Source organism: Streptomyces sp. NRRL F-4489 (assembly GCF_001509485.1).
Taxonomy (GTDB): Bacteria; Actinomycetota; Actinomycetes; order Streptomycetales; family Streptomycetaceae; genus Streptomyces.
On the sequence record NZ_LLZI01000289.1, the window covers coordinates 1 to 25,035 of the forward strand.

At 74.0% G+C, this 25,035-nt stretch carries 22 protein-coding genes; 11 read left to right on the forward strand and 11 right to left on the reverse strand.

Annotated elements, in window-relative coordinates; genetic code table 11:
* The coding region (locus ADL22_RS32415) for an amidohydrolase (protein WP_066988015.1) at window positions 1–1,075 on the reverse strand (1,075 nt) is incomplete at its 3' end.
* A 261-nt stretch (window positions 1,076–1,336) separates the two neighbouring features.
* Here ADL22_RS32415 and ADL22_RS32420 point away from each other — a divergent pair.
* The 4 genes from ADL22_RS32420 to ADL22_RS32435 all read left to right on the forward strand — a co-directional run bounded on the left by ADL22_RS32420 (window position 1,337) and on the right by ADL22_RS32435 (window position 6,167).
* Window positions 1,337–2,368, forward strand: coding sequence for a methyltransferase (locus ADL22_RS32420; RefSeq protein ID WP_066988016.1), 1,032 nt, complete (start codon window positions 1,337–1,339; stop codon window positions 2,366–2,368).
* 162 nt (window positions 2,369–2,530) lie between these two features.
* The gene (locus tag ADL22_RS32425) at window positions 2,531–3,691 is read left to right on the forward strand and encodes a low temperature requirement protein A (protein WP_066988017.1); all 1,161 of its coding nucleotides are present in this window, start codon (window positions 2,531–2,533) and stop codon (window positions 3,689–3,691) included.
* Window positions 3,692–4,145: 454 nt separating this feature from the next.
* On the forward strand, window positions 4,146–4,961 hold the full coding sequence (locus ADL22_RS32430; protein ID WP_066988019.1) for a L,D-transpeptidase family protein: 816 nt from the start codon (window positions 4,146–4,148) through the stop codon (window positions 4,959–4,961).
* A gap of 33 nt (window positions 4,962–4,994) precedes the next feature.
* Complete coding sequence (locus ADL22_RS32435; RefSeq protein ID WP_066988021.1) at window positions 4,995–6,167, forward strand: P1 family peptidase; 1,173 nt, start codon at window positions 4,995–4,997, stop codon at window positions 6,165–6,167.
* Between the two features lie 72 nt (window positions 6,168–6,239).
* On the opposite strand, the gene ADL22_RS32440 is transcribed toward ADL22_RS32435, so the two are convergent.
* On the reverse strand, window positions 6,240–6,956 hold the full coding sequence (locus tag ADL22_RS32440; RefSeq protein ID WP_066988023.1) for a VIT1/CCC1 transporter family protein: 717 nt from the start codon (window positions 6,954–6,956) through the stop codon (window positions 6,240–6,242).
* A gap of 248 nt (window positions 6,957–7,204) precedes the next feature.
* On the opposite strand from ADL22_RS32440, the gene ADL22_RS32445 reads away from it, so the two are divergent.
* Entirely contained in the window at window positions 7,205–7,738 is a 534-nt protein-coding gene (locus tag ADL22_RS32445) for a YIP1 family protein (RefSeq protein ID WP_234430947.1), read from the forward strand.
* Between the two features lie 48 nt (window positions 7,739–7,786).
* On the opposite strand, the gene ADL22_RS32450 is transcribed toward ADL22_RS32445, so the two are convergent.
* Window positions 7,787–8,044, reverse strand: coding sequence for a hypothetical protein (locus ADL22_RS32450; protein ID WP_066988025.1), 258 nt, complete (start codon window positions 8,042–8,044; stop codon window positions 7,787–7,789).
* Window positions 8,045–8,360: 316 nt separating this feature from the next.
* Here ADL22_RS32450 and ADL22_RS32455 point away from each other — a divergent pair, with 316 nt between their 5' ends.
* Together ADL22_RS32455 and ADL22_RS32460 are read left to right on the forward strand one after the other, a co-directional pair.
* Complete coding sequence (locus ADL22_RS32455; RefSeq protein ID WP_079064603.1) at window positions 8,361–9,635, forward strand: CoA transferase; 1,275 nt, start codon at window positions 8,361–8,363, stop codon at window positions 9,633–9,635.
* 81 nt (window positions 9,636–9,716) lie between these two features.
* Entirely contained in the window at window positions 9,717–11,045 is a 1,329-nt protein-coding gene (locus tag ADL22_RS32460) for a L,D-transpeptidase (protein WP_066988026.1), read from the forward strand.
* 165 nt (window positions 11,046–11,210) lie between these two features.
* Here ADL22_RS32460 and ADL22_RS32465 read toward each other — a convergent pair whose 3' ends face one another.
* The 5 genes from ADL22_RS32465 to ADL22_RS32485 all read right to left on the reverse strand — a co-directional run bounded on the left by ADL22_RS32465 (window position 11,211) and on the right by ADL22_RS32485 (window position 17,565).
* On the reverse strand, window positions 11,211–12,194 hold the full coding sequence (locus ADL22_RS32465; RefSeq protein WP_324615630.1) for an NAD(P)-dependent oxidoreductase: 984 nt from the start codon (window positions 12,192–12,194) through the stop codon (window positions 11,211–11,213).
* A 51-nt stretch (window positions 12,195–12,245) separates the two neighbouring features.
* Entirely contained in the window at window positions 12,246–14,327 is a 2,082-nt protein-coding gene (locus ADL22_RS32470) for a PTS fructose transporter subunit IIABC (protein ID WP_066988031.1), read from the reverse strand.
* 153 nt (window positions 14,328–14,480) lie between these two features.
* Complete coding sequence (gene pfkB, locus ADL22_RS32475) at window positions 14,481–15,467, reverse strand: 1-phosphofructokinase (RefSeq protein ID WP_234430948.1); 987 nt, start codon at window positions 15,465–15,467, stop codon at window positions 14,481–14,483.
* The gene (locus ADL22_RS32480) at window positions 15,464–16,234 is read right to left on the reverse strand and encodes a DeoR/GlpR family DNA-binding transcription regulator (RefSeq protein ID WP_066988034.1); all 771 of its coding nucleotides are present in this window, start codon (window positions 16,232–16,234) and stop codon (window positions 15,464–15,466) included. The genes pfkB and ADL22_RS32480 overlap by 4 nt, the downstream gene beginning before the upstream one ends.
* 329 nt (window positions 16,235–16,563) lie before the next feature.
* Window positions 16,564–17,565, reverse strand: coding sequence for a sigma-70 family RNA polymerase sigma factor (locus tag ADL22_RS32485; protein WP_066988037.1), 1,002 nt, complete (start codon window positions 17,563–17,565; stop codon window positions 16,564–16,566).
* A gap of 187 nt (window positions 17,566–17,752) precedes the next feature.
* Between ADL22_RS32485 and ADL22_RS32490 the strand changes: the two genes are divergently transcribed.
* Together ADL22_RS32490 and ADL22_RS32495 are read left to right on the forward strand one after the other, a co-directional pair.
* Window positions 17,753–18,310 carry a GNAT family N-acetyltransferase gene (locus tag ADL22_RS32490; RefSeq protein ID WP_066988039.1) on the forward strand — a complete coding sequence of 186 codons (558 nt, stop codon included), beginning with the start codon at window positions 17,753–17,755 and terminating at the stop codon, window positions 18,308–18,310.
* A 204-nt stretch (window positions 18,311–18,514) separates the two neighbouring features.
* Window positions 18,515–19,120 carry a hypothetical protein gene (locus ADL22_RS32495; protein ID WP_066988043.1) on the forward strand — a complete coding sequence of 202 codons (606 nt, stop codon included), beginning with the start codon at window positions 18,515–18,517 and terminating at the stop codon, window positions 19,118–19,120.
* Window positions 19,121–19,228: 108 nt separating this feature from the next.
* Here ADL22_RS32495 and ADL22_RS32500 read toward each other — a convergent pair whose 3' ends face one another.
* Window positions 19,229–19,813 (reverse strand): pyridoxamine 5'-phosphate oxidase family protein, encoded by a 585-nt coding sequence (locus tag ADL22_RS32500; protein WP_079064605.1) that lies wholly within the window; start codon window positions 19,811–19,813, stop codon window positions 19,229–19,231.
* 303 nt (window positions 19,814–20,116) lie between these two features.
* Between ADL22_RS32500 and ADL22_RS32505 the strand changes: the two genes are divergently transcribed.
* Together ADL22_RS32505 and ADL22_RS32510 are read left to right on the forward strand one after the other, a co-directional pair.
* Window positions 20,117–21,169, forward strand: a complete 1,053-nt coding sequence (locus ADL22_RS32505; protein ID WP_066988049.1) for a questin oxidase family protein — start codon at window positions 20,117–20,119, stop codon at window positions 21,167–21,169.
* Between the two features lie 254 nt (window positions 21,170–21,423).
* Entirely contained in the window at window positions 21,424–21,921 is a 498-nt protein-coding gene (locus tag ADL22_RS32510) for a MarR family winged helix-turn-helix transcriptional regulator (RefSeq protein ID WP_066988050.1), read from the forward strand.
* A 199-nt stretch (window positions 21,922–22,120) separates the two neighbouring features.
* Here ADL22_RS32510 and ADL22_RS32515 read toward each other — a convergent pair whose 3' ends face one another.
* Window positions 22,121–23,653, reverse strand: a complete 1,533-nt coding sequence (locus tag ADL22_RS32515; protein ID WP_066988052.1) for an MFS transporter — start codon at window positions 23,651–23,653, stop codon at window positions 22,121–22,123.
* Between the two features lie 252 nt (window positions 23,654–23,905).
* Entirely contained in the window at window positions 23,906–24,541 is a 636-nt protein-coding gene (locus tag ADL22_RS32520; protein WP_234430949.1) for a TetR/AcrR family transcriptional regulator, read from the reverse strand.
* Between the last annotated feature and the right edge of the window lie 494 nt (window positions 24,542–25,035).

Consider the following 25,035-nt stretch of genomic DNA (forward strand, 5'->3'; position numbering starts at 1 on the left):
AGTACAGCGGCGCCCCGGCGGCGGTCGCCAGCAGTCCGGCGTCCTCGCTGCCGGTCGCCGGCTCGTACGCGAACACCCGGTCCTCACCGAAGAGGCGGGTGAAGCCCTCGTTGACGTCCCGCAGCAGGTCCGCGTCGTTGACCGTCACCGGGAACGAGTCGAGCACCTCCGTCTCCGGTTCGCGGTCCGCGCCGGACGCGGTGGCCTCGGCGCGGGCGATGCGGTCGATGGCGGCCAGGACGGCGGTCCGCACGGTCGGGTCGAAGCTGCGGACGCTGAGCCGGACGACGGCCCGGTCGGGGATCACGTTGGCACTGTCGCCGGCCTGGAACGAGCCGACCGTGACCACCGCCTGGTCCTTCGCCGCGATCTCCCGCGACACCACCGACTGCACCCGCTGCACGAACGCCGCCGCCATCAGGATCGGGTCCACGGTCGACTCCGGCCGCGAACCGTGGCCGCCCGTCCCGTGGAAGGTGATCTTCAGGCTGTCCGCGGCGGCCATGCAGGCGCCGGGGCAGTACGCGATCAGCCCGGCGCCGAACGGGGCGACGTGCTGGGCCAGTACCGCGTCGGGCTTGGGCACCAGCCCCTTGCTGTAGAGGCCGTCGTCGAGCATCCGCCGGGCGCCGCTGCCGGCCTCCTCGGCGGGCTGGAAGAGGACCACCAGCGTGCCGGACCAGTGGGCGCGGCCGGCCGCGAGCAGGTCCGCGGCGCCCAGCAGGCAGGTGACGTGCACGTCGTGGCCGCAGGCGTGCATCCGGCCGGGGACGGTGGAGGCGTACGGCAGGCCGGAGTTCTCGGTGACCGGCAGTGCGTCCATGTCGGCGCGCAGCAGCACCACCGGGCCGGGGCCGTTGCGCAGTACGCCGGTCACGCCGGTGGTGCCGATGCCGGTGGTGACGTCGTAGCCGTGCGCGGTCAGCCGGCGGGCCACCTCGGCGGCGGTCCGGGTTTCCTCGAAGGCGAGTTCGGGGTGGCGGTGCAGGTCTTCGTAGAGCGCCACGAGGTCCGCGAGGCGGGCGTCGAGCGGTTCCAGGACGGATACGGGGAAGGTGTGGTCACGGTCGCTCATAGGCGCATTCGACCATGTGCCGCCGCCCCCGTCCGCCCCCTGGCACGCCCCCGGCCACACCCCGCCGCAGGGGGCCCGCCCCCTGGCCGGTACGCGACGGGTCGGCCCCGCTCCCCCGTGACACCGCCGCGCCCGCCTGCGACCGTGGATCACCGACCCCGTACGTGTGGATCCCCCTGCCCGCGACCGAGGACCACCTGCCCGCGCCAGGCCCGCCACGTGGCGCGGCGGCAGGCCCGAGCCGACGACCGGAGGCTGACGTTGGCCCCTACCCCCACCCGACCGGCGGACGAGCCCGGCGACCTGGCGACCTGGCTCATGGACCAGGCCATGGGGCACCTCTTCTCCGCCGCCCTGCGCACCGCCGCCCACTACCGCGTCGCCGACCACCTCTCGGCCGGTCCGCGCACCCCCGAGCAGCTCGCCGCCGCCACCGGCACGCACGCCCCGCACCTGGGCCGGGTGCTGCGCTACCTCGCCGCGCGCGGCATCTTCCGCGAGGACACCGCGGGCGCGTACCAGCTCACACCGGCCGCCCGCCGGCTCCGCAGCGACGTGCCGGACTCCCTGCACCCGGCCGTCATGATGATCACCGACGAGCTGTTCCTGCGGACGTCCGCCGGCCTGACCGAGGCGGTGCGGTACGGCGGCGCGGCCTTCGAACGGCTCTTCGGCGCCCCGCTCTTCGCCCACCTGGAGTCGGATCCGGCCAAGCGGGAACTCTTCGACGCCGGGATGTCCTCCCTGGCCGCCCCGGTGGACGACGCGGTGGCCGCCGCCTACCCCTTCCCCGAGACCGGGACCGTCGTCGACGTCGGCGGCGGCCGCGGCGGTCTGCTGCGCGCCGTGCTCCTTTGCCGCCCGCGGCTGACCGGCGTCCTCTTCGACCTGGCGCCGCCGCTGGCCCGCCACCTGCTGGACACCGACGACCTCAAGGGCCGCTGGCGCACCCAGGAGGGCGACTTCTTCGCCGCGGTCCCGGAGGGCGGCGACGTCTACGTCCTCAAACACGTGCTGCATGATTGGCCGGATGACGCCTGCCGCCGCCTGCTGCGCACCTGCCGTACGGCGATGGCGCCCGGCAGCCGCCTGCTGGTCGTGGACTGCGTCCTGCCGCCCGGGAACGCGCCGCACTTCGGCAAGACCATGGACGTCGCCATGCTGGCCGTCCTCGACGGGCGGGAGCGCAACGCCGACGAGTTCGCCGCGCTGCTGGCCACCACCGGCTTCCGCCTCACCCGGGTCCTGCCGACCGCGAGCTACTCCTCCATCGTCGAAGCCGTCGCCGACTGACCCGCGGCCCACCACGTACCGCCGACGCCCGCCACCCGCCGCCCGCACCGCGCCCCGGCACCGCCCGCCCCGAGGACACGCCGCGCCCCTTTCCTCCCCCGGCCCCGCCCCCGCGCTCTACTAGGACCACTGCCCGCCGCGGAGAGAGGGGCGTGGGCCACCGTGACCGTGTCGATGCGGGCGCGCAGCCGCGCCGAGGCGCACCGGGCCGCCACCCCGCTGGAGCTGTTCTTCGACCTGTGCTTCGTGGTGGCGGTCTCCCAGACCGGCCGCCAACTGGTGCACGCCCTCGCCGAGGGCCATCCGGGCCACGGTGTCGCCGGCTATCTGATGCTGTTCTTCGCGGTGTGGCTGGCGTGGCTGAACTTCAGCTGGTTCTCGTCGGCGTACGACACCGACGACGTGCTGTACCGGGTGGTGACCCTGGTGCAGATCGCCGGGGTGCTGATCCTGGCGGCCGGGGTGCCCCGGGCCTTCACGGCCGGCGACTTCCGGATCGTGTGGTTCGGCTATCTGGTGATGCGGCTGGCCCTGGTGAGCCAGTGGCTGCGCGCCGCCCATGGGGCGCGGGGGGCCGAACGGCGTACCGCGCTGCGCTACGCCGCCGGTGTGACCGCCTGCCAGATCGGCTGGCTGGCGCTGCTGTTCCTGCCGCCGGGCGACGCCCCCTGGGTGTTCCTGGTGATGGGCGCCCTGGAGCTGTCGGTGCCCGCGCTGGCCGAACGGGAGCGGGAGACCAGCTGGCATCCGCACCACATCGCCGAACGCTACGGCCTGTTCACCCTGATCGTGCTGGGTGAGACGGTCTCCGCGGCGACCGTCGCCGTCCAGTCGGCGCTGGACGAGCACCACGCCCTCGGCGCCCTGCTGCCGATCGCGGCCGGCGGGCTGCTGCTGGTCTTCGCCGCGTACTGGATCTACTTCGCGGTCCCCATCCACCTGCATCTGCGCTCCAACCGCCAGGCGTTCCTGTGGGGCTACGGGCACTACCTGGTCTTCGCGTCGGCCGCGGCGGTCGGCGCGGGCATCGAGATCGCCGTGGAGCAGTCGGCCGGCCGGACGCACCTGACGGCCTACGGGGCGGCGGCCTGCGCCACGGTGCCGGCGGCGCTGTACCTGTTCACCGTGTGGCTGATCCACTCCCGCCACCAGAAGCGCGGCGCGGCCCAGCAGCTGGTGCTGCCGGTGGCCGCGCTGCTGGTGCTGGCGTGCACGTTCGCGGGCCCGCTGGCGGTGCCGGCGGCGGGCGGCGTGGCGGCGGTGGCGGTCGCGGTGGGCGTCACCCTGACGGCTCGCCAGGGCACCGCTCTGGAGGAGGAGTAGCCACCGCCGGTCGGCCCATCCCGGTGGTGGGTGTGAGGGACCCTGGGGCCGCACCCCGTCCCCCGTAAGCGTGCCGAACGGCCGTACGCGCACCGGACCGCCCCACTCCCCCGGCTCCCCTGGGGCGGCCTGGGACCCGGCCGCCCCGGTGCGCCCAACTCCACGTAGTACACAGCTACTTGGAGTGGATTCCGGCCATCTTTGCGCGGGGGGCGCGGCGGGCCGCGGGCGGTGCGGTGCCGGGCGGCGGCGCCCCTGCCTCCGCTTTCCCCTACCAAAGGTCACCCCGGCGCGCGGCACCACCCGCGTCCCCTCTACCGTTCAGCAAGGCCCGCGGAAGCGGCATCGCCGGAACGCGGTAGGGTGCAGATTGCCCTTTTTATGCCTGGGGGCCCTGCCGATCCGCAGCGGCTCACGGGCCGTCCACCCGTCCGTACCTGAGGAGACGCCAGACATGGCAGCCCGCCACGCTCAGTCCCGTGCGCGCAGGAGACTGTCCCGGCGCAGCAAGGCCGTCAGCGGTCTCGCCCTCTCCACGCTGGTCGGCACCGCCCTGTGGGCCTGGCCGGCCTCGGGCGACGACCACAGCGGCCGGCCGGACGCCAAGAGCGGTACGCCCCGGACGGTGTCCAGCCCGAACACCCCCGCCCCGCACCAGGCCCCGCCGGACGCCGCGCGCGGCCTGCGCGCCATCCCGGACCTCGGCGACGCCGCCCGCAAGCGCATACCGGCCGACTCCCGCCAGGTCCTGGTCGTCACCGGCAAGGGCCCCGACTCGTACGAGTCCCGGGTCGTCCTGTACACCCGCGAGGAGGGCTCGGACCTCTGGCAGGCCGGCCCGTCCTGGGCCGCGCACAACGCCGCCCACGGATGGACCACCCACCACCACTACGGCGACCTGCGCTCCCCCGAGGGCGTCTACACCCTCACCGACGCCGGCGGCCGGCTGCCCGCCCCCGAGGGCACCAAGCTGCCCTACGACCACAACAGCAACTTCGTCGCGCACGGCACCGGTGTCGAGGGCGAGCCGCTGGCCGGGGCGTTCGACTACGTCATCGCCATCAACTACAACCGCGTCCCGGGCTCCTCCCCCCTGGACGGCCGGCGGCCCCTGGGCGACGAGAAGGGCGGCGGCGTCTGGCTGCACGTCGACCACGACGGGCCCACCCAGGGCTGCGTCAGCCTCAAGCCCGAGGTGATGCGCGAACTGCTGCGCACCCTCGACCCTGAGCTGCACCCGGTCATCGTGATGGGGCCGGCCGGCCACTGACCCGGCCCCGGGCCCGCGTGGTACGCATGGCCCATGAGTGACGCGCGGCAGCACCAGCGGCCCCCGGGGGACGAGGACGCCCCGCTCCCCCCGGGTCCGCTCGACGCCCTGACCGACGTGCCCGGCCTGCGGGTCGGGCACGCCCAGCGCACCGGTGGCGGCTGGCTCACCGGCACCACCGTCGTCCTGGCCCCCGAGGGCGGCGCCGTCGCGGCCGCCGACGTACGGGGCGGCGGCCCCGGCACCCGGGAGACCGACGCCCTCGACCCGGGCAACCTGGTCCAGCACGTCGACGCGGTGGTGCTCACCGGCGGTTCGGCGTACGGACTTGACGCCGCGTCCGGGGTGATGGCCTGGCTGGAGGAGCGGGGCCGCGGCTTCCGGGTGGGGCCCGATCCGGCGCAGGTCGTCCCGGTGGTGCCCGCCGCCGCCCTGTTCGACCTGGGGCGCGGCGGCGCCTGGCGGAACCGCCCGGACGCCGCGCTGGGCCGCGCCGCCGCCGAGGCCGCCGCCCGTACGGCGTCCGGCGCGCCCGTCGCCCAGGGGAACACCGGCGCCGGCACCGGCGCGGTCTCCGGGGGCCTCAAGGGCGCCATCGGGACAGCCAGCGCGGTGCTGCCCTCCGGGGCGACCGTGGCGGCGCTGGCCGCCGTCAACGCGGCGGGGTCGTTCGCCGACCCGCGCACCGGCGCCCTCCACGGCGCCCCGGGACCGCTCCCCGACCCGGACGTGCACGCCGCCGCCCGGCGCCGCCTCGCCGAGGCCCGGGCGGCCTCCGCGGCGCGCTCCGCCGCGTCCGTCCGCCCTCCGCTGAACACCACCCTCGCCGTGGTCGCCACCGACGCCGCGCTGACCCGCTCCCAGGCCCGCAAACTGGCCGTCACCGCCCACGACGGCCTGGCCCGGGCCCTGCGCCCGGTCCACCTCCTCAACGACGGCGACACGGTCTTCGCACTGGCCACCGGCGCCCGCCCGCTGGCCTCCCCGGAGGCCCTGGCCGCCGCCGACCCGGCCTTCGGCGTGCACCTGCGGGCGGGCGCCCTGAACGCCGTCCTGGCCGCCGGCGCGGACGTCCTGGCCCGCGCCGTCGTCAAGGCCGCCCTCTCCGCCACCACGGTGGACGGGCCGGGCGGGGTCTTCCCCTCGTACACGGAGCTGTACGGGACGGAGTTGTACGGGACCGAGTTGTATGGGGTGGGGCTGTAGCTGCATGGGCCAGCCCGTAGGGGAACGGCCGTAGGGGACTACCCGTAGGGGCAGCGCGGCCGGCCCGTCCCCCTACGCCCCCGCCGCCCCCAGCAGCGCCCCCGCCGCGTACGTGACGGCCATCGCCAGGGCGCCGCCCGCGACGTTGCGGAGGACGGCCGGGGCGGCCGGGGCGGTGCCCAGGCGGGCGCTGCTCCAGCCGCACAGGGCGAGCGCGGCCAGCACCGCGGCGACGGTGATCCACAGCCGCTGGTCCGCGCCGGGCAGCACGATGGCCAGGAGGGGCAGCAGCGCGCCCGCGGTGAAGGCGAGGAAGCTGGCGCCGGCCGCGTGCCAGGGGTTGGTGAGTTCGTCGGGGTCGATGCCGAGTTCGACCTCGGCGTGCGCGCGCAGGGCGTCGTGGGCGGTCAGCTCCTGGGCGACCTCGCGGGCCAGTTCGCGGCGCAGGCCCTTGCCCTCCAGCAGCTCGGTCAGCTCGGCGAGTTCGGCCTGCGGCTCGGTGGCCAGTTCGCGTTTCTCCAGGGCCAGGGCGGCCCTCTCGGAGTCGCGCTGGGTGGAGACCGAGACGTATTCGCCGGCCGCCATGGACATCGATCCGGCCAGCAGCCCGGCGAGCCCGGCGGTCAGCAGGGCGCTGCGGGAGTCGGTGGCGCCGGCCACGCCGACGACCAGTCCGGCGGTGGAGACGATGCCGTCGTTGGCGCCGAGGACCGCGGCCCGCAGCCAGTTGAGGCGGCTGCCGAGCCCGCCGCCGTGTGCCTCGTCGTGCCCGGGTGTCTGAAGCGTCACCGGCCGAGCGTCTCATCCCGGGGGCCGCCGGTGGTGGCCTGCCCCGCCCGGTGCCCGCGCGTCGTGCCGCTTCGGCCGGTGGTAGAAACGGCCGTATGTCCGCATCGCCGCCCCCCCATCCGCCTCCGTCCCGCCGCGGCCGGCGCTCCGCGCCGCCGGCGGGCGCGGAGCCTTTGCCTCCGCCGCCCACGCTGGTGCAGCCGCCGCCCCCCGCGCCGGCCCGCCAAGAGCCCGTACGCCGCCGCCGGTTGTGGTGGCACCGGCTGATATTCGGGCTGTGGTACCGGCCGGTGGACGTCTTCGACGAGGCGCGGGACCGCAGCGCGTGGAGCGCGGCGGTGCTGCTGTGCCTGATCAGCGGCGGTATCGGGATCGTGTCGGTGGAAGCGTTCCGGGCGCAGTGGACGGCGAACCGCACCGCCGCGCTGCAACTGGCCGGGATGGCCGAGGCGGGCGTGCTGCTGGCCAGTCTCGGGCTGGGGGCGGTGACCCACGCGATAGCGCGGACGCTCGGCGGCAACGGGCGGTTCGCACCGACCGCGAGCCTGTTCGTGGTGCTGTTCTGGGTGACGGATCTGCCGCGGCTGGCGATCGCGGCCTGGCTTCCGGCCAGTTCGACGTTCGTCCAGGCCGCTACGTGGACGACGTGGGGCTTCGGGTACTTCCTCGCCGTCCTGCTGATACGCGGTCAGCACCACCTGCCGACCCGGAAGTCGGCGGCGTCGGTGTCGGTCCAGATGCTGGCGTCGCTGGCGCTGCTGAAGCTGGGGCCGGTGCACTGAGCGGCCGCTCCGGGGCCGCCGCCGGCGCGCCGGGCGGCCGCCACCGGGTCAGCCGGGGCTGGTGAGCTGCCGTACGAGGTCGTCGAAGGCGGCGCGTTCGGCGGGGGTGAGCTCGACGTTCTCGGACGGGGGGCCGCCGGGGCCGGTCTGCCGGGGCACCGCGCCGATCCGCCGGTGCGCGCGGCGGGGGCGGGCGGGGTGGTGGCCGCGCCGGGTGAGTCTGAGGAGACCGACGGCCCAGAGGACGACGACGACCAGCAGTACGCCGAGACCGATCTGCTGGAGAATCGAAACGGAGGGGAGCATGGGGTTCCTCCCGGACAAGTGGGCGCTGGGCAGGGCCTGTCCCAGTAGACACCACACTTCAGGGCTTCCAACAGGGGATCTTGAGCCGCAAATCCTGAAGTGACACTTCTCCTATGACATTTCCCCGCATTTCCGGCATCACACCTGTTTGGGCTGGTCATTCGGGGGGTGAGGGCAAGTGCGGGGTGAGCCCGTCCGCCACCGGCCGCACCGGCGCACTGCCCGGCCCGCCGTTGGACACCCCGGCACCTTCCGTCCGCCGGGCGCCGTCCCGAACGATGGCGGTGCCCCGTCCGCGACGTGAGGAGTCGCCACCGTGCCCCTGCCGCCCGACCGGACCGCCGCACCGCACGACCGGGGCGCCGCGCCGCACCCCCGCCCCACCGCCCGCGCCCTCGACGGCGTCCTGGTGGCCGACTTCAGCCGGGTGCTGGCCGGGCCGCTGGCCGCCGTGACGCTCGCCGACCTCGGTGCCGAGGTCATCAAGGTCGAGCGTCCGGGCACCGGGGACGACACGCGCTCCTGGGGGCCGCCGTTCGCCGGCGGTCCCGCCACCGGGGACGCGGGGCGGGGCCCGGAGGACGGGCCGCGCACCGCCGCGTACTTCCACGCCGCGAACCGTTCCAAGCGCGGCCTGGCGCTGGACCTCGCGGACCCGGGCGACGCGGCGGCGGCCCGGGAACTGGCCCGCCGGGCCGACGTCCTGATCGAGAACTTCCGCCCCGGCACCCTCGACAAGTACGGGCTGGACCCCGCCGCCACCCTGGCCGCCAACCCCCGCCTGGTGCACTGCACCATCACCGGCTTCGGTTCCGGCGCGGGCGCCGCGCTGCCCGGCTACGACTTCGTGGTGCAGGCGGTGGGCGGCCTGATGAGCCTCACCGGGGAGCCCGGCGGGCCGCCGCTGAAGGCCGGGGTGGCGCTGGTGGACGTACTGACCGCCAAGGACGCGGCCACCGGGATCCTGGCCGCGCTGCGCCACCGGGACCGCACCGGGCAGGGCCAGCGGGTGGAGGTCAATCTGCTGTCCTCGCTCCTGGGGTCGCTGGTCAACCAGGCGTCCGGCTATCTGGCCACGGGTCGCGACCCGGGGCCGATGGGCAACCGCCACCCGAGCATCGCCCCGTACGAGACGCTGGCCTGCCGGGGCGGGCTGCTGGCCGTGGCGGCGGGGAACGACCGTCAGTTCCGGGCGCTCGCGGGGGCGCTGGGCGCGCCCGAGCTGGCGGACGACCCGCGCTTCCGGCGCAACGAGGACCGGGTACGGAACCGCACGGACCTCGTCACAGCGCTGGAGGACCGGCTGGCGTCCGACACCCCCGCGGGATGGACGGAGCGGCTGGCGGCGGTGTCGGTGCCGTGCGGGCCGGTCAACACCCTCTCCGAGGCCCTGGCGCTGGCGGAGCGGCTGGGGCTGGACCCCGTCGCCCCGGTAGGCGAGGGGGCCGTCCCCCAAGTCCGCAGTCCGCTGCGGCTGTCGGCGACGCCGGTGGCCCAACCGGCGGCGCCACCCCGCCTGGACGAAGACGGCACGGCACTGCGAACCTGGCTGTCAGGGCCGGGCGACCGACCCCTGCCACCGCGAATGTGACCTTCGTCACAGCTTGGTGACACCCGCAACCAAATCCGCCCGTAGGTGCTGTTTACCAGCACGGAATCACAACACCCCTGTATGGAGCAGCTCGTGACATCGCCGGACAACCCCGCATCCCCCTCGTCCCGCACCCCCCACCAGCCGCTTCACACCGAGCCGCGGGATTCCGCCGCCGCCCCGCGCCGCAGCCGCCGGGTGCGCCGGGCCCTGGCCGTGACCGCGCTGTTCGCCGCGGGCGCCCTGTCGCTGTCGGCCTGCGGCGGGGACGCCGAGGCGGGCGGCCACGACGGCAAGAACGGCCAGGCCGGAGCGGACGCGGCGGCCGCCAAGGACGCCTCGGACGCCAAGATCCAGGTGTCGTCGAAGGACGGCGCCACGGACGCCAGCATCAACGACACCGGAGTGAAGGTCACCGGCGGCAAGTTGACGGACGTCAAGCTGACCGCCGTCGACACCGGCAAGGACGTCGCCGGCGCCATATCGCCGGACGGCGCCTCCTGGAAGCCGTCCGAGCAGCTGGACCGCGGCACCAAGTACAAGCTCGTGGCGAACGCCAAGGACGCCAAGGGCCGCCCCGCGACCGAGAACGCCACCTTCACCACGGTCTCCTCGGCGCACAGCTTCATCGGCTCGTTCACGCCCGACAACGGCAAGACCGTCGGCGTCGGCATGCCGGTGTCGTTCAACTTCGACAAGTCGATCACCAACCGCAAGGACGTCCAGTCCCACATCACGGTGACGTCCAGCAGCGGCCAGCAGGTCGTCGGCCACTGGTTCGGCGACCGGCGGCTGGACTTCCGGCCGCAGGACTACTGGAAGGCCGGCTCCAAGGTCACCATGAAGATCGACCTGGACGGTGTGAACGGCGGCCCGGGCATCACCGGTGTGCAGTCCAAGACGGTGACCTTCACCATCGGGCGCTCGCAGGTCTCCACGGTGGACATGGACACCCAGACCATGACCGTCAAGCGGGACGGCCAGGTGATCAAGACCATCCCGATCTCCGGCGGCAGCCCGCAGCACCCGACGTACAACGGCCAGATGGTCATCTCGGAGAAGTTCGAGCAGACCCGGATGGACGGCTCGACGGTCGGCTTCGGCGGCGAGTACGACATCAAGGACGTCCCGCACGCCATGCGGCTGTCGTCCTCCGGCACGTTCATACACGGCAACTACTGGGGCGACTCGTCGGTCTTCGGCCGCACCGGCACCAGCCACGGCTGCGTCGGCCTGGAGGACAACAAGGGCGGCGGTGGCGACACCCCGGCCAAGTGGTTCTACACCAACTCGCTGATCGGCGACGTGGTCATCGTCAAGAACTCCAAGGACAAGACCATCCAGCCGGACAACGGCCTCAACGGCTGGAACCTGTCCTGGTCGCAGTGGGTGGCGGGGAGCGCGTCCTGACGCGGGACGGGCTGACCGGCTGACCGGCTGACCGAGCCGGCGAGGCGGTGGCCGATCCTCCTGTGGGGAGGGTGGTCACCGCCTCGTGGTTTACGGGGGCGGGGGTCGGCTCGTTGCGTACGGGCGCGGGGCCGGGGCTCGGTCCCTACGGGCGCGGGCCCGGCCTCACCGCCCCCGGGGGTGGACGAGTTCCAGGACGCCCGCGAAGCTCTCCTCTCCGTGGCCGTCGGCCACCCGGCGCTCCATCAGGGCCCACAGGGGCGCGAAGAGTTCGTTCGAGACGCCCTGGGCCCGGCTCACCGCGCCGATGGCGTCGTGCGACACCTGCATGGCGAGGTTGGAGCCGGTCGCGCCGTAGTCCCCGCTGTCCGCCTGCTCCGCCATCGCCGGCAGCTGGTTCCCGGCCATCGCCAGCAGCCACGGAACCAGCAGCTCCCGGGTGAATTCCGTGACCTTTCCACCCGCCGAACGCACCAGTGCGGCCGCGTGCAGAAAACCCCCGAACATGCCGTACATTCCGCTCAGCAACGCGAGATCGTTGAGCGGCGCCAGCCCCGGATCCGCACCCAGATAGACGCTGCGGGCACAAGCGTCCAGCACGCCGCGGGACGCCTCGAAAGCGTTCTCCGGGCCGCTGTAGAGCACAAAAGCGTGCGGAGTTCCGATAAGGCCCGGAACGGCCATGATCCCGCCGTCGAGGTAATCCGCCCCGAGACCGGAAACGCGCTCCGCCAGCTCCCGCGCCTCCGCCGGCGAACCGTTGGTCAGATTGACCACGATCCGGCCCCTCAGCGCCTCGCCCGCCCCGCCGTCCGCCAGCAGCGGGCCGACGTCCGCGTAATCCAGGATGCAGACCAGCACGATCTCGCTCGCGCCGATCGCCTCGGCCGGCGATTCCGCGCGCCGGGCGCCCTTTTCCACCAGTCCCTCGGCTTTACGGGCCGTACGGTTCCACACCGTCACGGTGTGCCCGGCGGACAGCAGCGCCGCCGCCAGTGCCGTCCCCATAGCGCCGATCCCCAGCACGGCGACATTCTTCACTGCCGCCGCCTTCGGAACCGCTTTCTCCTCCGCCATGACGGAATTCCCCTCCCATTTTCTTTCCCTCGGAAAGACGACCGGACTCGGTCGACGTCGAATGACCTCGATCGGTCTTGATCAGTCTTGGCGGGAGGGGAGTTCCGGACAAGTACGCACTCTTTAGTGCGTGGTTACCTGGGGGTGAGTATCGGCGGCGTGGGCCGGGGCCGTATCCGTATCCGTAGCCGGGGCCGCCTCGCCCCGGGCGGACCGGAAGCGCTTGAGGACGATCACCAGGGCGGTGGCGACGAGCGTGCCGGCGGCGACGGCGAGCAGGTAGAGCAGCGGCCGGCCGATCAGCGGGACGACGAACACGCCGCCGTGCGGGGCGCGCAGCGTGCAGCCGAACGCCATCGACAGACCGCCGGTGACCGCGCCCCCGGCCATCGCGGAGGGGATCACCCGCAGCGGATCGGCGGCCGCGAACGGGATCGCGCCCTCGGTGATGAACGACGCCCCCAGCACCCAGGCGGCCTTGCCGTTCTCCCGCTCGGCGCGGGTGAACAGGCCGCCGCGCACGGTCGTGGCCAGCGCCATCGCCAGCGGCGGGACCATCCCGGCCGCCATCACCGCGGCCATCACCTTCAGGCTGCCCGGATTGGGGTTGGCCAGGCCGCCGACCGCGAAGGCGTAGGCGACCTTGTTGAGCGGGCCGCCGAGGTCGAAGCACATCATCAGGCCCAGCAGGACGCCGAGGATCACCGCGTTCGCGCCGGACAGGCCCGTGAGCCAGCCGGTGAGGGCCTTCTGGAGCGCGGCGACCGGCTTGCCGATCACCAGGAACATCAGGAACCCCACCAGCGCCGAGGACACCAGCGGGATGACCACGACCGGCATGATGCCGCGCAGCACCGCCGGCACCCGGGCCCGCTGGATCGTCCGCACCACCGCGCCCGCCAGCAGACCGGCGATCAGCCCGCCCAGGAAGCCGGCGTTGACGGTGAGCGCGACGGCGCCGCCGACGAAGCCGGGGACGAGCCCGGGCCGGTCCGCCATGCCGTACGCGATGAATCCGGCCAGGACCGGGACGAGGAAGCCGAAGGCGGTGCTGCCGATCTGGAAGAGCAGCGCGGCCCAGCTCGCCGCCTCGGACCACAGGAAGTGGTCGGCCACGGACGGCGCCTTGTTGACCTGGTAGCCGCCGATCGCGAAGGCCAGGGCGATCAGCAGCCCGCCCGCGGCGACGAACGGGACCATGTAACTGACGCCGGTCATCAGCCACTTGCGGAGGCGGGTGGCGTAGCCGTCGGCGGATTCGGCGGCGTGGTCCATGGGGGCGGTGGCCCCGGCGGGCTCAGACGCGGCGGTCGGCCCACCCCGGGCGGCCTTCTCGCGTATCTCGGCGATGAGGGCGGCGGGGCGGTTGATACCGGCCTTCACGCCGACATCGACGACCGGTTTGCCGGCGAACCGCTCCCGTTCGCGCACCTCGACGTCGTGCGCGAGGATCACCCCGTCCGCGGCCGCGACCACCTCCGGAGCGAGCCGCCGGAACCCGGCCGAGCCCTGCGTCTCCACGGCCAGCTCCACCCCGGCCTCCCGCGCCGCCTTCGCCAGCGCCTCGGCGGCCATGTAGGTGTGGGCGATACCGGTGGGGCAGGAGGTGACGGCGATGAGGCGGAGGGGGGTGGGGGGTTCGTCGGGGTCCGGCTCGGGGGTCGGGGTCGGGGTCGGCTCCGGCTCGGGGGTCGGGGTCGGCTCCGGCTCCGGATTCTGCTTCGGCTCCGGTTCCGGGGCCGGGTTCGCCTCGTCCGCGGGCGGCTGCTCGCCGCGGATGAGGGCCGCCGCCCGTGCCGGGCCGGTCTCCGTCCGCAGGGCGCCGGTGAACTCCTCGTCCATCAGCCGGCGGGCGAGCGACGACAGGATGGACAGGTGGTCGGCGTCACCGCCCGCCGGGGCCGCGATCAGGAAGATCAGGTCGGCCGGGCCGTCCGGCGCGCCGAAGTCGATCCCGGCCGCGCTGCGCCCGAACGCCAGCGTCGGTTCGGTGACATGGGCGCTGCGGCAGTGCGGGATCCCGATCCCGCCCTCCAACCCGGTCGGCATCTGGGCCTCGCGCGCGGCCACGTCCGCGAGGAAGCCCTCCAGATCGGTGACCCGCCCGGTGGCGGCCATCCGCTCCGCCAGCGCACGCGCGGCGGCGTCCTTCGTAGCGGCGGACAGGTCGAGATCGACCAGATCCGCGGTGATCAGCTCACTCATCGCGGGCTCCCTTGCACGCGGTACCGCCCGGGGCGGGCGACGGGGACGGAGGGGGAGGAACGAGGGTCAGGAACGACGGTCAGGGGGGTAGGGGGTGGGTCGGCTGCGGGCCCAGGATCGGCGGACTGGCGGATCGGCGGACTGGCGGATCGGCTACGGCTCGGGCTCGGCTGCCGGCCCCGGCACCGGTTCCGTCAGCGCCCGGTCGAGCGGTACGTCACCGGTGACCGTGACCCGTTCCGGCGCCAGGTCGGACGGCTTCGGCAGCTGGCTGCCGGGCAGCTGCACCGCCGCCGCGCCGTGCGCCACCGCCGCCGCCAGCGCCCGTACGCCGTGCCCGCCCGCCGCCAGGAAGCCGGCGAGCGAGGCGTCCCCCGCGCCGACGTTGCTGCGGACCGCGGCGACCGGCGCGCTGCCGAAGTACGCGCCGTCCGCGTCCACGAGCAGCTGCCCATCGGCCCCCAGTGACGCCAGTACGGCGCGGGCGCCCCGGGAACGCAGCTCCCCGGCCGCCCGGACCGCGTCGCCGAGCGTGGCCAGGGGGCGGCCGACGGCCTGGGCCAGTTCCTCGGCGTTCGGTTTGACGACGTCGGGGTGGGCGCGGAGCGCGGCGGCCAGCGCGGGGCCGGAGGTGTCCAGCGCGATCCGGGCGCCCGCGCGGTGCGCCCGGGCGACCAGTTCGGCATACCACTCGGGGGCCAGACCGCGCGGCAGGCTGCCGCAGCAGGCGATCCAGTCGGCGCCCGCGGACCGTTCGGCGGCCGTGGCCAGCAGCGCCTCGGACTCCTGGGCGGTCAGCTCGGGGCCGGCCGCGTTGATCTTGGTGAGGGTGCCATCGGGCTCGGCGACGGCGATGTTGGCGCGCGTCTGCCCGGCCACCGGGACGCCCGCCACCTCGATGCCCTCGTCCCGCAGCAGCCCGGCCAGCGCCGCGCCCGCGGGTCCGCCCAGTGGCAGTACGGCCAGCGTGCGGTGGCCGGCGGCGGCGACCGCCCGCGAGACGTTGACGCCTTTGCCGCCCGGGTCGATCCGCTCGGCGCCGGCCCGCAGCACGGCCCCGCGCTCCAGCACCGGCACCTCGTAGGTGCGGTCCAGGCTGGGGTTGGGCGTCACGGTCAGCACGGTCATGCGCGCGGTCATACCCGGACCACCTCCGTGCCGGCCCGTTCGATGGCCAGGGCGTCCTGCGGGCTCAGGCCGGTGTCGGTGATCAGCACGTCCACGTCGGTGAGTTCGCCGAAGCGCGCGAAGTGCCGCTGCCCGGACTTCGCGGAGTCGGCGAGCAGCACCACCCGGCGGGCGGCGGCGATCATGGCCCGCTTGACCGCGGCCTCGGCGAGGTCGGGCGTGGTCAGCCCGCCGTCGAGGGAGAAGCCGTTGGCCGCGAGGAAGAGCACATCGGCGTTGATCTCGCGGTAGGCGCGCAGCGCCCAGTCGTCGACCGCGGCCCGCGTCCGGTGCCGGATCCGGCCGCCCACGAGGTGGAGGGTCAGGCCCGGGTGGTCGGCCAGCCGCGCCGCGACCGGCAGGCCGTGGGTGACGACGGTCAGCTCGGCCTCCAGCGGGATCTCGGCGGCGAGCCGGGCGGCGGTGGTGCCGGCGTCGAGGATGACGCTGCCCGGGCCCTCGCCGCCGGGGAGTTCGGCGAGCGCGGCCCGCGCGATCCGCCGCTTCTCGTCGGCGGCCACGGCGTCCCGTTCGGCGAGGTCCGGTTCGAAGTCCAGGCGTCCTGCGGGGATGGCGCCACCGTGCACCCGGCGGACCAGGCCGGCGCGGTCCAGCGCCTTCAGATCGCGCCGTACGGTCTCGGCGGTGACCTGGAACTCCTCGGCGAGCGAGAGCACATCGACCCGCCCGCTCTCACGGGCGAGCCGCAGGATCTCCTGCTGGCGCTCGGGTGCGTACATGCGCGTCGGTGTCCGTTCCATGCCCGGATTTGTGGTTTCAGGGGCAGGTTACGCGTACGCTCGGCGCTAAGTAAACAGATACGGGCAAGCAATCGGGCACGAACGGGCACAGGCGCACGCTGGGCGTGCCATGCCCGGGCCCGTGTCCGGCCCAGGCACACAAAGGAGCCCCGACGCCGTTCCCCACGGCACCGGGGCTCGCCCCAACAACGCGCACGCACACCAGGCCCGCGTGCGGCCGACGCTGCACGCGACGCTGCACGCGCACGCACACCCCACCCGCGTGCGGCCGACGCTGCGACCACACGCCTACCGGGCCCGCGGCCCCATCAGGCCGCCGCGTCGAACCCGGTGTCGCGCGCCATCCGCTTCAGCTCCAGCAGTGCGTGCTTCTCGATCTGCCGGATCCGCTCACGGGTCAGGCCGTGCTGCTTGCCGACCTCGGTCAGCGTGCGCTCGCGGCCGTCCTCGATGCCGTAGCGCGCCTTGATGATCGACGCGGTGCGCTGATCCAGGCGGTCTATCAGATCCTCCAGCTCCTCACTGCGCAGCAGCGTGAGCACCGACTGCTCGGGGGAGGCGGCGGAGGTGTCCTCCAGGAGATCGCCGAACTGGGTGTCGCCGTCGTCGTCCACGGACATGTTCAGGCTGACCGGGTCGCGGGCCCAGTCCAGGACGTCGGTGACCCGGGACGCCGTGGAACCCAGCTCGCCGGCCACCTCCTCCGGCTCGGGATCGCGGCCGTTCTCGCGGTTGAACTCGCGCTGCACCCGGCGGATGCGGCCCAGCTCCTCCACGAGGTGGACGGGCAGCCGGATCGTGCGCGACTGATCGGCGATGGAACGGGTGATGGCCTGGCGGATCCACCACGTCGCGTACGTGGAGAACTTGAAGCCCTTGGCGTAGTCGAACTTCTCGACGGCGCGGACGAGACCGGCGTTGCCCTCCTGGATCAGATCCAGCAGGGGCAGGCCGGAGCGCGGATACCGGCGGGCCACGGCGACGACGAGGCGGAGATTGGACCGGATGAAGACGTCCTTGGCCCGCTCCCCCTCGGCGGCCAGCGCTTCGAGCTCCTCGCGGCTCGCGCCGGCGGCGTTGCCATCGGTGATCTCGCCGTCCAGGATCTGCTGGGCGTAGACGCCCGCTTCGATGGTCTGGGACAGCTCCACCTCCTTTGCGGCGTCCAGCAGCGGCGTGCGCGCGATCTCGTCGAGGTACATGCCGACCAGATCGCGGTCGGCGATGTCCCCGCCTGCTGCGCGAACGCTGTTGGCCTCGCCAGAACCGGCGGTGCTGGTCTGACGACGGGCGACGGCACGGGTTGCCATGCGGGTGCTCCCTTTGCGCTGAGTCGGTCGCGGGACGGTGGGTCGAGCCCTCCGGTCTGCGGTGCGGTGGCGGCGACCGGCTGACCCGTCCGAAGGAAACAACGGCTGGAATCCGGACAGAATTCCCATGCGGCGCCCCAATTTTTCTGATCATGCAGTACCCTGCGCCGCCACCAAGGGAGGGAAGATGCTGTCCGGACACGGGGACGTGCAGGTCAGGGCGGGCGGGGAGACGGACCTCGCGGCCCTCACGGAGCTCTACAACCACTACGTCCGTGAGACTCCCGTCACATTCGACACGGAACCCTTCAGCGCGGCCCGGCGTCGCCCGTGGTTGCTCTCCCATCCCGTAGACGGCCCTCATAGGCTTCTGGTTGCCCAGGACGCCGCGGGCATGCTTCTCGGCTACGCGACCAGCGGCCCTTTCCGCGCCAAGCCGGCGTACGCGACGTCCGTGGAGACCAGCGTCTACTGCGCCCCGCACGCCGCCGGCCGGGGCGTCGGCACGCTCCTGTACGCGGCGCTCTTCGAGGCGCTGGCGGACGAGGACGTGCACCGCGCCTACGCCGGGATCGCCCAGCCCAACGAGGCGTCCGTCCGCCTGCACACCCGCTTCGGCTTCCGGCACATCGGCACGTTCACGGAGGTGGGCCGGAAGTTCGGCCGCTACTGGGACGTCGCCTGGTACCAGAAGGACCTGGACGCGGCGCGGCCCGCGGGGCCTCCGGGAGCCGGGGAGCCGTAGCGGCAGGGGCCGGGGGCCGTGGGCGCGGGCATCGGCCGGTGATCCAGTTGACGGCGCAGAGGGCCGGGTGTCGCCTGGACAGGAAGACCCGGGAGGCGAGGCGAAACCAGGCGACGAGCCAAGAACAGGCGAGGGGCGGACGAGCCCAGGACGAGCCGCGACCAGCCAGCCAGGGGGCCAACGAGGCAACGAAAGGAGCCCGTCATGGATCAGCACGCCCACGGCGACCAGCACCCCCGCGGTGACGGACCGCGCGGTGACGGACTGCCCGAAGCCCGGGCCGCCCGCTCCCACGGCAGCGTCGAACCGGAGCACGGCGCGACCGCCCCGCTCCCCGCGGAACGCTCCGGCGCCGGCCCGGACACCGATACGACCGGACGCCGCCGCTTCCCGCCGTCCGTCGTCCTCCCGGTCATCGCGGCGCTCTGCTTCGGCGCGTACACGATCTGGATGGACCACACCAACGGGGCGAAGGGCGGCCAGGCGGCCCTCACCGGGCTGATCGCGGCGGTGGTCAGCGGGGTCCTGGGCGTGACGCTGGTGCGCTTCCAGTCGACCATGCTGACCGAGACCCGCGCGCTCGCCTACGGCGCCCTCTTCGGCGCGGCGATGGGCTGGCTCTACTCCCTCGCCGGCTCCGCCCCCTCGGTGCTCGCGTCGACGCTCTGGGGTCTGGGGATGTTCGCGGTGATGTTCATCGTCTCCCTCTACGTCTTCCGCACCCACCGCGTACGCGAACCGCACGGCCCGCACCGCCGCCGGCGCAGCACCGGCCCGGCCGGACGCCACCACCTGCACACGGCCCACTGACCGCCGGCCGGTAACGGGCGACCGGCGACCGGGCTGGGTCCGGGGCGTACTCATCACCCCGGGGGTCTCGCTCACCCCGGGGCGACCTCACTCACCCCGGGGCCGACCTCACCCCTCCCCCTCCCCCTCCACCAGCCCGGGGTCCTCCGACGTCCGGCGTATGGTGCGCAGCGGCCGGCCCGGCCGCCAGCTCTCCACCTTCATGAACGGCGGCTCGACGGACGTCCGCACCACCTCCGTCAGCTCGGCCCGATAGAGGTGGAACGGCTCCGGCGGCTTCACCGCCGCCGCGTACCGCGCCTTCAGCCCCGGGTCGGTCACCTCGACCGCCCGCCCGGAGAGCCGTACATCGCCCTCGGCCAGGTCCGTCCCGCCGCCGGGATTGGCGTGCAGCGCGAACCGGGGGTCGCGCCGCAGGTCCAGCGCCTTGCGCGAGCCGATCATCATGCCCAGCCACAGCTCGCCGTAGCGGAAGTCCGCCTCCAGCCCGCTCAGCCGCGGCGAACCGTCCTTCCGCAGCGTGGCCAGCACATGATGCCGATACGCGCCGAACCGCTCCCGCACCGCCGCGGCGAACTCCGGCTCCACCGCCTCCGAAGCCGCCCATCCCCGCCCGTGCGTCCTCTGCGCCCTCTGGGCCCCCTCCCTCCTCCGCTGTCCGCTCTCCGCCCGCTGCTCGTACTCACTCGTCATGGCGGACACGTTCCCGCCCATACCCGACACCCCCTGTCCGGTTTCCGTTTCCGATTCGAGCCGCATGCACTCCGCACGCTCCGCACGAAGGACCGGCCCGCCGACCGCCACAACGGCCGCCGCGCACCCACGACTTCAGCATCGCACCCACCACTGACAACGCCCCGCGATCGCCGCCCCGGCCCGGCGCCGTACGACCCGCCGCCCGCCCCGCCGTACGACCACCGCCGTAGTCCCGCAGGCCCGTCCGGGATCGGCCCGCGGCCCGTTACCCGGCGCCGGGCGCCGCCCTAGCCTCGGGCCATGGATACGACGAGCGGCACACTCGACGAAGCCCTGGAACGTCTCCACACCACTGGCCCCGAGTTCAACGGGTACCTCAGCAATCACGGCCCGATGGCCGTGGAGGCCCTGGTCCGGCACGGCCAGAGCGCCACCGTCCACCGCTGGCTGGACGACTACGCCGCCCGGCTGGAGGACGTCCCCGGCGCCCGCACCCCGATCACCGACGCCAACTGGCGGGAGGCGCTGGGCGATCCGCGCCGGGTCACCGACTGGACCGCGTACCTGACCCGCCAGGTTGCCGAACGCCCCTGGCGCGAGGTGCTCGCCGAGTGGTGGCCCCGGCTGCTGCCCGGCCTCGCGGGCGCCGCCACCCACCCGGTCATCCGCGTCGGCCACGCCGTCCGCACCCTGCTGGAACAGGGCGAAGAGGCGCCGCGCATCGCGGAGTTGGGGCACGCCCTCGGCTACTGGGCGGCCCGGCACACCACCTTGCCGGTGACCGCGGAACCCGGTGGCACGCTCTCCCCCGACGAGGCGCTGGCCGCCCTCCCGCACGTCGCCGACCAGCGGACCTCGGTCGTCAACGGGCTGGCCCAGCTGCCCGATACGGAGGGCTGGCCGGCCGCCGCCGCGGCCCTGCGCGCTCCGCGGACCCCCGACGACGCACGCGACCAGCTGGCCGCACTGGTGCGCGCGGCGACCCACCGCTACCTGGGCTACGGCCACGGCGACGCGGTCCTGCTGGTCCACGCGGCCACCGCCCCGAACGCCATCCTGCGCACGCTCCCGGCACTGCCCCGCACCCTCTGGGCGGCGTCGTTCGCCGCGGCCTGGACGGCGAGCGCCGCGCTCACCTCCGTCTACAGCCCCGACGCACCGCTGCCGGAGCCGTCAACCGGGCAGCTCACCCCCGAGGAGGTCTTCGCGCGGGCCGCGGCGCACGGCGACGCGCACGCGATCAAGCTGACCGACACCGCCCTGGACGTGGCCTCCTGGACGCCGGACGGCGACGACCGCGCCCTGAAGGCGGCCCTCCGCTCCCTGGAGCTGATCACCCCCGGGGAGGACTGAATCGGGGAGGGCCGACCGGGGAGGGCTGAATCGGGCCGGGTGCGGCCGGGGGCGGAGCGGGCGCGTACGCCCGCCCCGCCCCCGGCGAAGAAAAATCCCCAACATTGCCGACATAACGCACCTATGGGGCCACACTGGCGTTACGCACCGGCGCCCCCGCACGGGTCACCGCACCCGCCGCGCCCGGCGATTACCGGCCACGCATGCATTGTTAAAACTTAAATAACTCTCCGAGCGGTGAGAGAGTGGATGGCATGAGCAACGAACCCGCGACCGAGCCGCGCTGGCTCGACGACGAGGAGCAGCACGCCTGGCAGGCGTACCTCCACGCCACCACGCTCCTGGAGGACCACCTCGACCGCCAGCTCCAGCGCGACGCCGGGATGCCGCACGTCTACTACGGCCTGCTCGTCCAGCTCTCCCGCGCGCCGCGGCGCCGGATGCGGATGACCGAGCTGGCGCAGAACGCCAAGATCACCCGGTCCCGCCTCTCGCACGCCATCGCCCGGCTGGAGAAGGACGGCTGGGTCCGGCGCGAGGACTGCCCGTCCGACAAGCGGGGCCAGAACGCCTACCTCACCGACGAGGGGCTGCGCGTCCTGGAGAAGGCCGCGCCCGGCCACGTCGCCGCCGTCCGGGCCGCGATCTTCGACCGGCTCACACGGGAACAGATCAGCCAACTCGACGCGATCTGCTGCGTGATCGCGGACGGGCTCCAGCCCCAGGGCGCCGACCTTCCCTGGCTCCGCTGACCCTCAGCGGGACGACGGCAGCGGACGGCGGACGACCGACCGCCGAACGCGACGGCGCCGCGCCCCAGGGTCCCGCTGGCCCCACCGGGTTCCCGGCCGTACCGCCACCCGGCAACCCAGAGCGCACGGAACCGGCCGGCCCCCGGGAGCGCACCCGCGCGCCCCAGGGAACCGGCCGACCCGCGCCGCACCTCTCCCGTCAGTGCACCATCACCGGAACCGGCGCCGCCTCTTCCGAGCCCGCGCCCGCGCTCGTACCGCCGTCCGACGACGAGGCCGCCGGTGAACCGGCACCCGGCCGCCCGGTGGTGATGAGCGTGAAGGCGATCACCGCCGCCAGGGCGAGGATGCCCACCGCCCACCAGATGGCGGACGAGTAGCCGTGCACCATCGACTGGAGCTTGAGCACGTCCGCGGAGCGCGCGCCGGCCGCGTGCGCCGTCGCGTACGCCGTGGTGGCGCTGGCCGCGATGGTGTTCAGCAGCGCGGTGCCGATCGCGCCGCCGACCTGCTGCGAGGTGTTGACCATCGCCGAGGCCACCCCGGCGTCCCGCGGCTGGACCCCGTACGTGGCCAGCGACATGGCCGGCATGAACGCCGTACCCATCCCCAGGCCCATCAGGACGAAGCCGGGCAGGATCAGCGCCGGGTAGGAGGTGTCCAGGTCGATCTGGCTCAGCACGACCATGCCCAGCGCGGCGACCGTGAAGCCCGGCGCCATCAGCAGCCGCGGCCGCACCCGGGTCATCAGCCGGGCACCGATCTGCGTCGAGCCGGTGATCATGCCCGCGACCATCGGGAGGAAGGCCAGACCGGTCATGACCGGCGTGTAACCCTTCACGATCTGAAGGTAGTAGGTCAGGAACAGGAACAGACCGAACATCCCGATCACGGCCAGACCCAGCGACGCGTAGACACCCGCGCGGTTCCGGTCGGCGACCACCCGCAGCGGCAGCAGCGGCGCCGCCACCTTCGACTCGACCACGACGAACGCCGCCAGCAGGACGGCCGCCGCGGCGAACAGCCCCAGCGTCACACCGGCCAGCCAGCCGTCGGACTCGGCCCGGGTGAACGCGTAGACCAGCGAGACCAGGCCGAGCGACGCCAGCACGACACCGGGGACGTCCAGCCGGGAGGGGTTGCGGCCCTGGGCGGGCTCGCGGATGACCAGGACGGCACCGGCCGCGGCGATCACCGCGATCGGGATGTTGACGTAGAACGTCCAGCGCCAGTCCAGGTACTCGGTCAGCACGCCGCCGAGGAGCAGCCCGAGGGCGGCGCCGCCACCGGCGATCGCGCCGAAGATGCCGAACGCCTTGGCCCGCTCCCGCGCCTCGGTGAACATCACCGCCAGCAGCGACAGCGCGGACGGCGCCAGCAGCGCGCCGAAGACGCCCTGGAGCGCCCGCGCGCCCAGCAGCATCCCCTCGCCGGCCGCGGCCCCGCCGAGCGCGGAGGCCACCGCGAAGCCGGTCAGGCCGATGAGGAAGGTCCGCCGCCGCCCCCAGAGGTCGGCGAGCCGGCCGCCGAAGAGCAGCAGACCGCCGAAGGCCAGCGCGTAGGCCGTGATGACCCACTGCCGGTTGGCGTCGCTGATGCCCAGGTCCTTCTGGGCGGAGGGCAGCGCGATGTTCACGATCGTCGAGTCGAGGACGACCATCAGCTGGGCGAGGGCGATGAATATCAGCGCTTTCCAGCGCCGCGGATCGACCTGCGGAACGGTGTCGGGCATGGCGAGGTCCACCTAGGGGTGCGTAACGGAACGTGACAAAACTTCTGAACGGGTACGGCGAGCGCTGGGGCCGGGCGCGGCCTCACCGGAAGGGGTCCGGAGGCAGCGACGACGGAAGGCAGTGGAAGGCGACGGAAGGGGAGGGAAGGCGACGGACGGCAGTGGAAGGCGACGGAAGAAGGGACGGGCAGGTCAGGGACGTGGAACGGGCCGGCCGGTCAGCGGACCCCGCCCCTCCGCCCCCGCTCCGGATCACGAGCCGCGGCGGCTCCTCAGATCCTCCAACGTGGCGGCGCAACCGGGGAGTTCGGACCGGGCGGGAGCCTGCAGCCCGTCCAGGAACAGCTGCAGATGCCGGTGCACGAACTTGTCGAATTCGCTACAGCCGCTGCCCGGCAACGGGCGGGTGAGCTGCGTCAGCGCGACCATCAGATCACCGGCGGCGATGTCGGGGCGCAGCCGGCCGCTGTCGCGCGCGGCGCCCATGAGGGCGGCCACCGCCGCGTCCAGGCGGTCGCGCGCCGCGAGCAGATCGGGGTGCGCCACGTCGACCCCGTCGGAGAGCAGCGGGCACAGGGCGCCGATCCGCTCCTCGACGGCGTCGTGGGCGAAGCGCCGCAGCGCCTCGAAGGCATCCGGCTCCGCCACGAGGGCGCGCTCGGCGCGGTCCGCCATACGGGACATGACCGAGAGCGTGACGTGGTGGATCAACTCCCGGCGGTCCGCGAAGTGACGGTAGAGCGTCGCGTTGCCGACACCCGCGCGCCGGGCGATCTCGTCGAACGGGACGTCGGCCCCGTGCTCGACCATCGTCTCCCGCGCCGCCGCGATGATCCGCTCGCGGTTGCGCACCGCGTCGGCCCGCAGCCTCGGCTGGACAGCCACCACGCCGACACCCCCCTTCACCCGGAGACCGGATCCACATCCACATCCGCAGAACCGGGGACCAGCTCCCCGCTTCACTCAACACCCCTGCAAACGGGGACTGGCTCCCCGGATATTTCCGCCGCGCGGTGTGACCTGCGCCACCCCTCCTCGGGCCGATCCCGGCCCGGCCCATCCCGCTGACGCCCCATCAGCCTCCGTACGCCGACGAGCCCCCTCCCCCGCCGCCACCCGAAGGACCGCCCCCCTCCATTTGACGCAGCCCCACGCGCGAGCGACCATCCCCCGCCGCAGGCTGATCACCATGACGCAGAAGGCACCCGCCGTATGAGGCGATAGGCATGGGTACGGCCCCGCGCACACACTCCCCCGCACCGGACGGCCGCCTGCGCACCCTGGCGCACAGGGTCCGCGCCACCGTCGCCGCGACCGCCACCTGCGCGGCCGCGGCCGTCGTCCTGACGGCACCCCACGACGCCCACGCCGCACCGCCACCC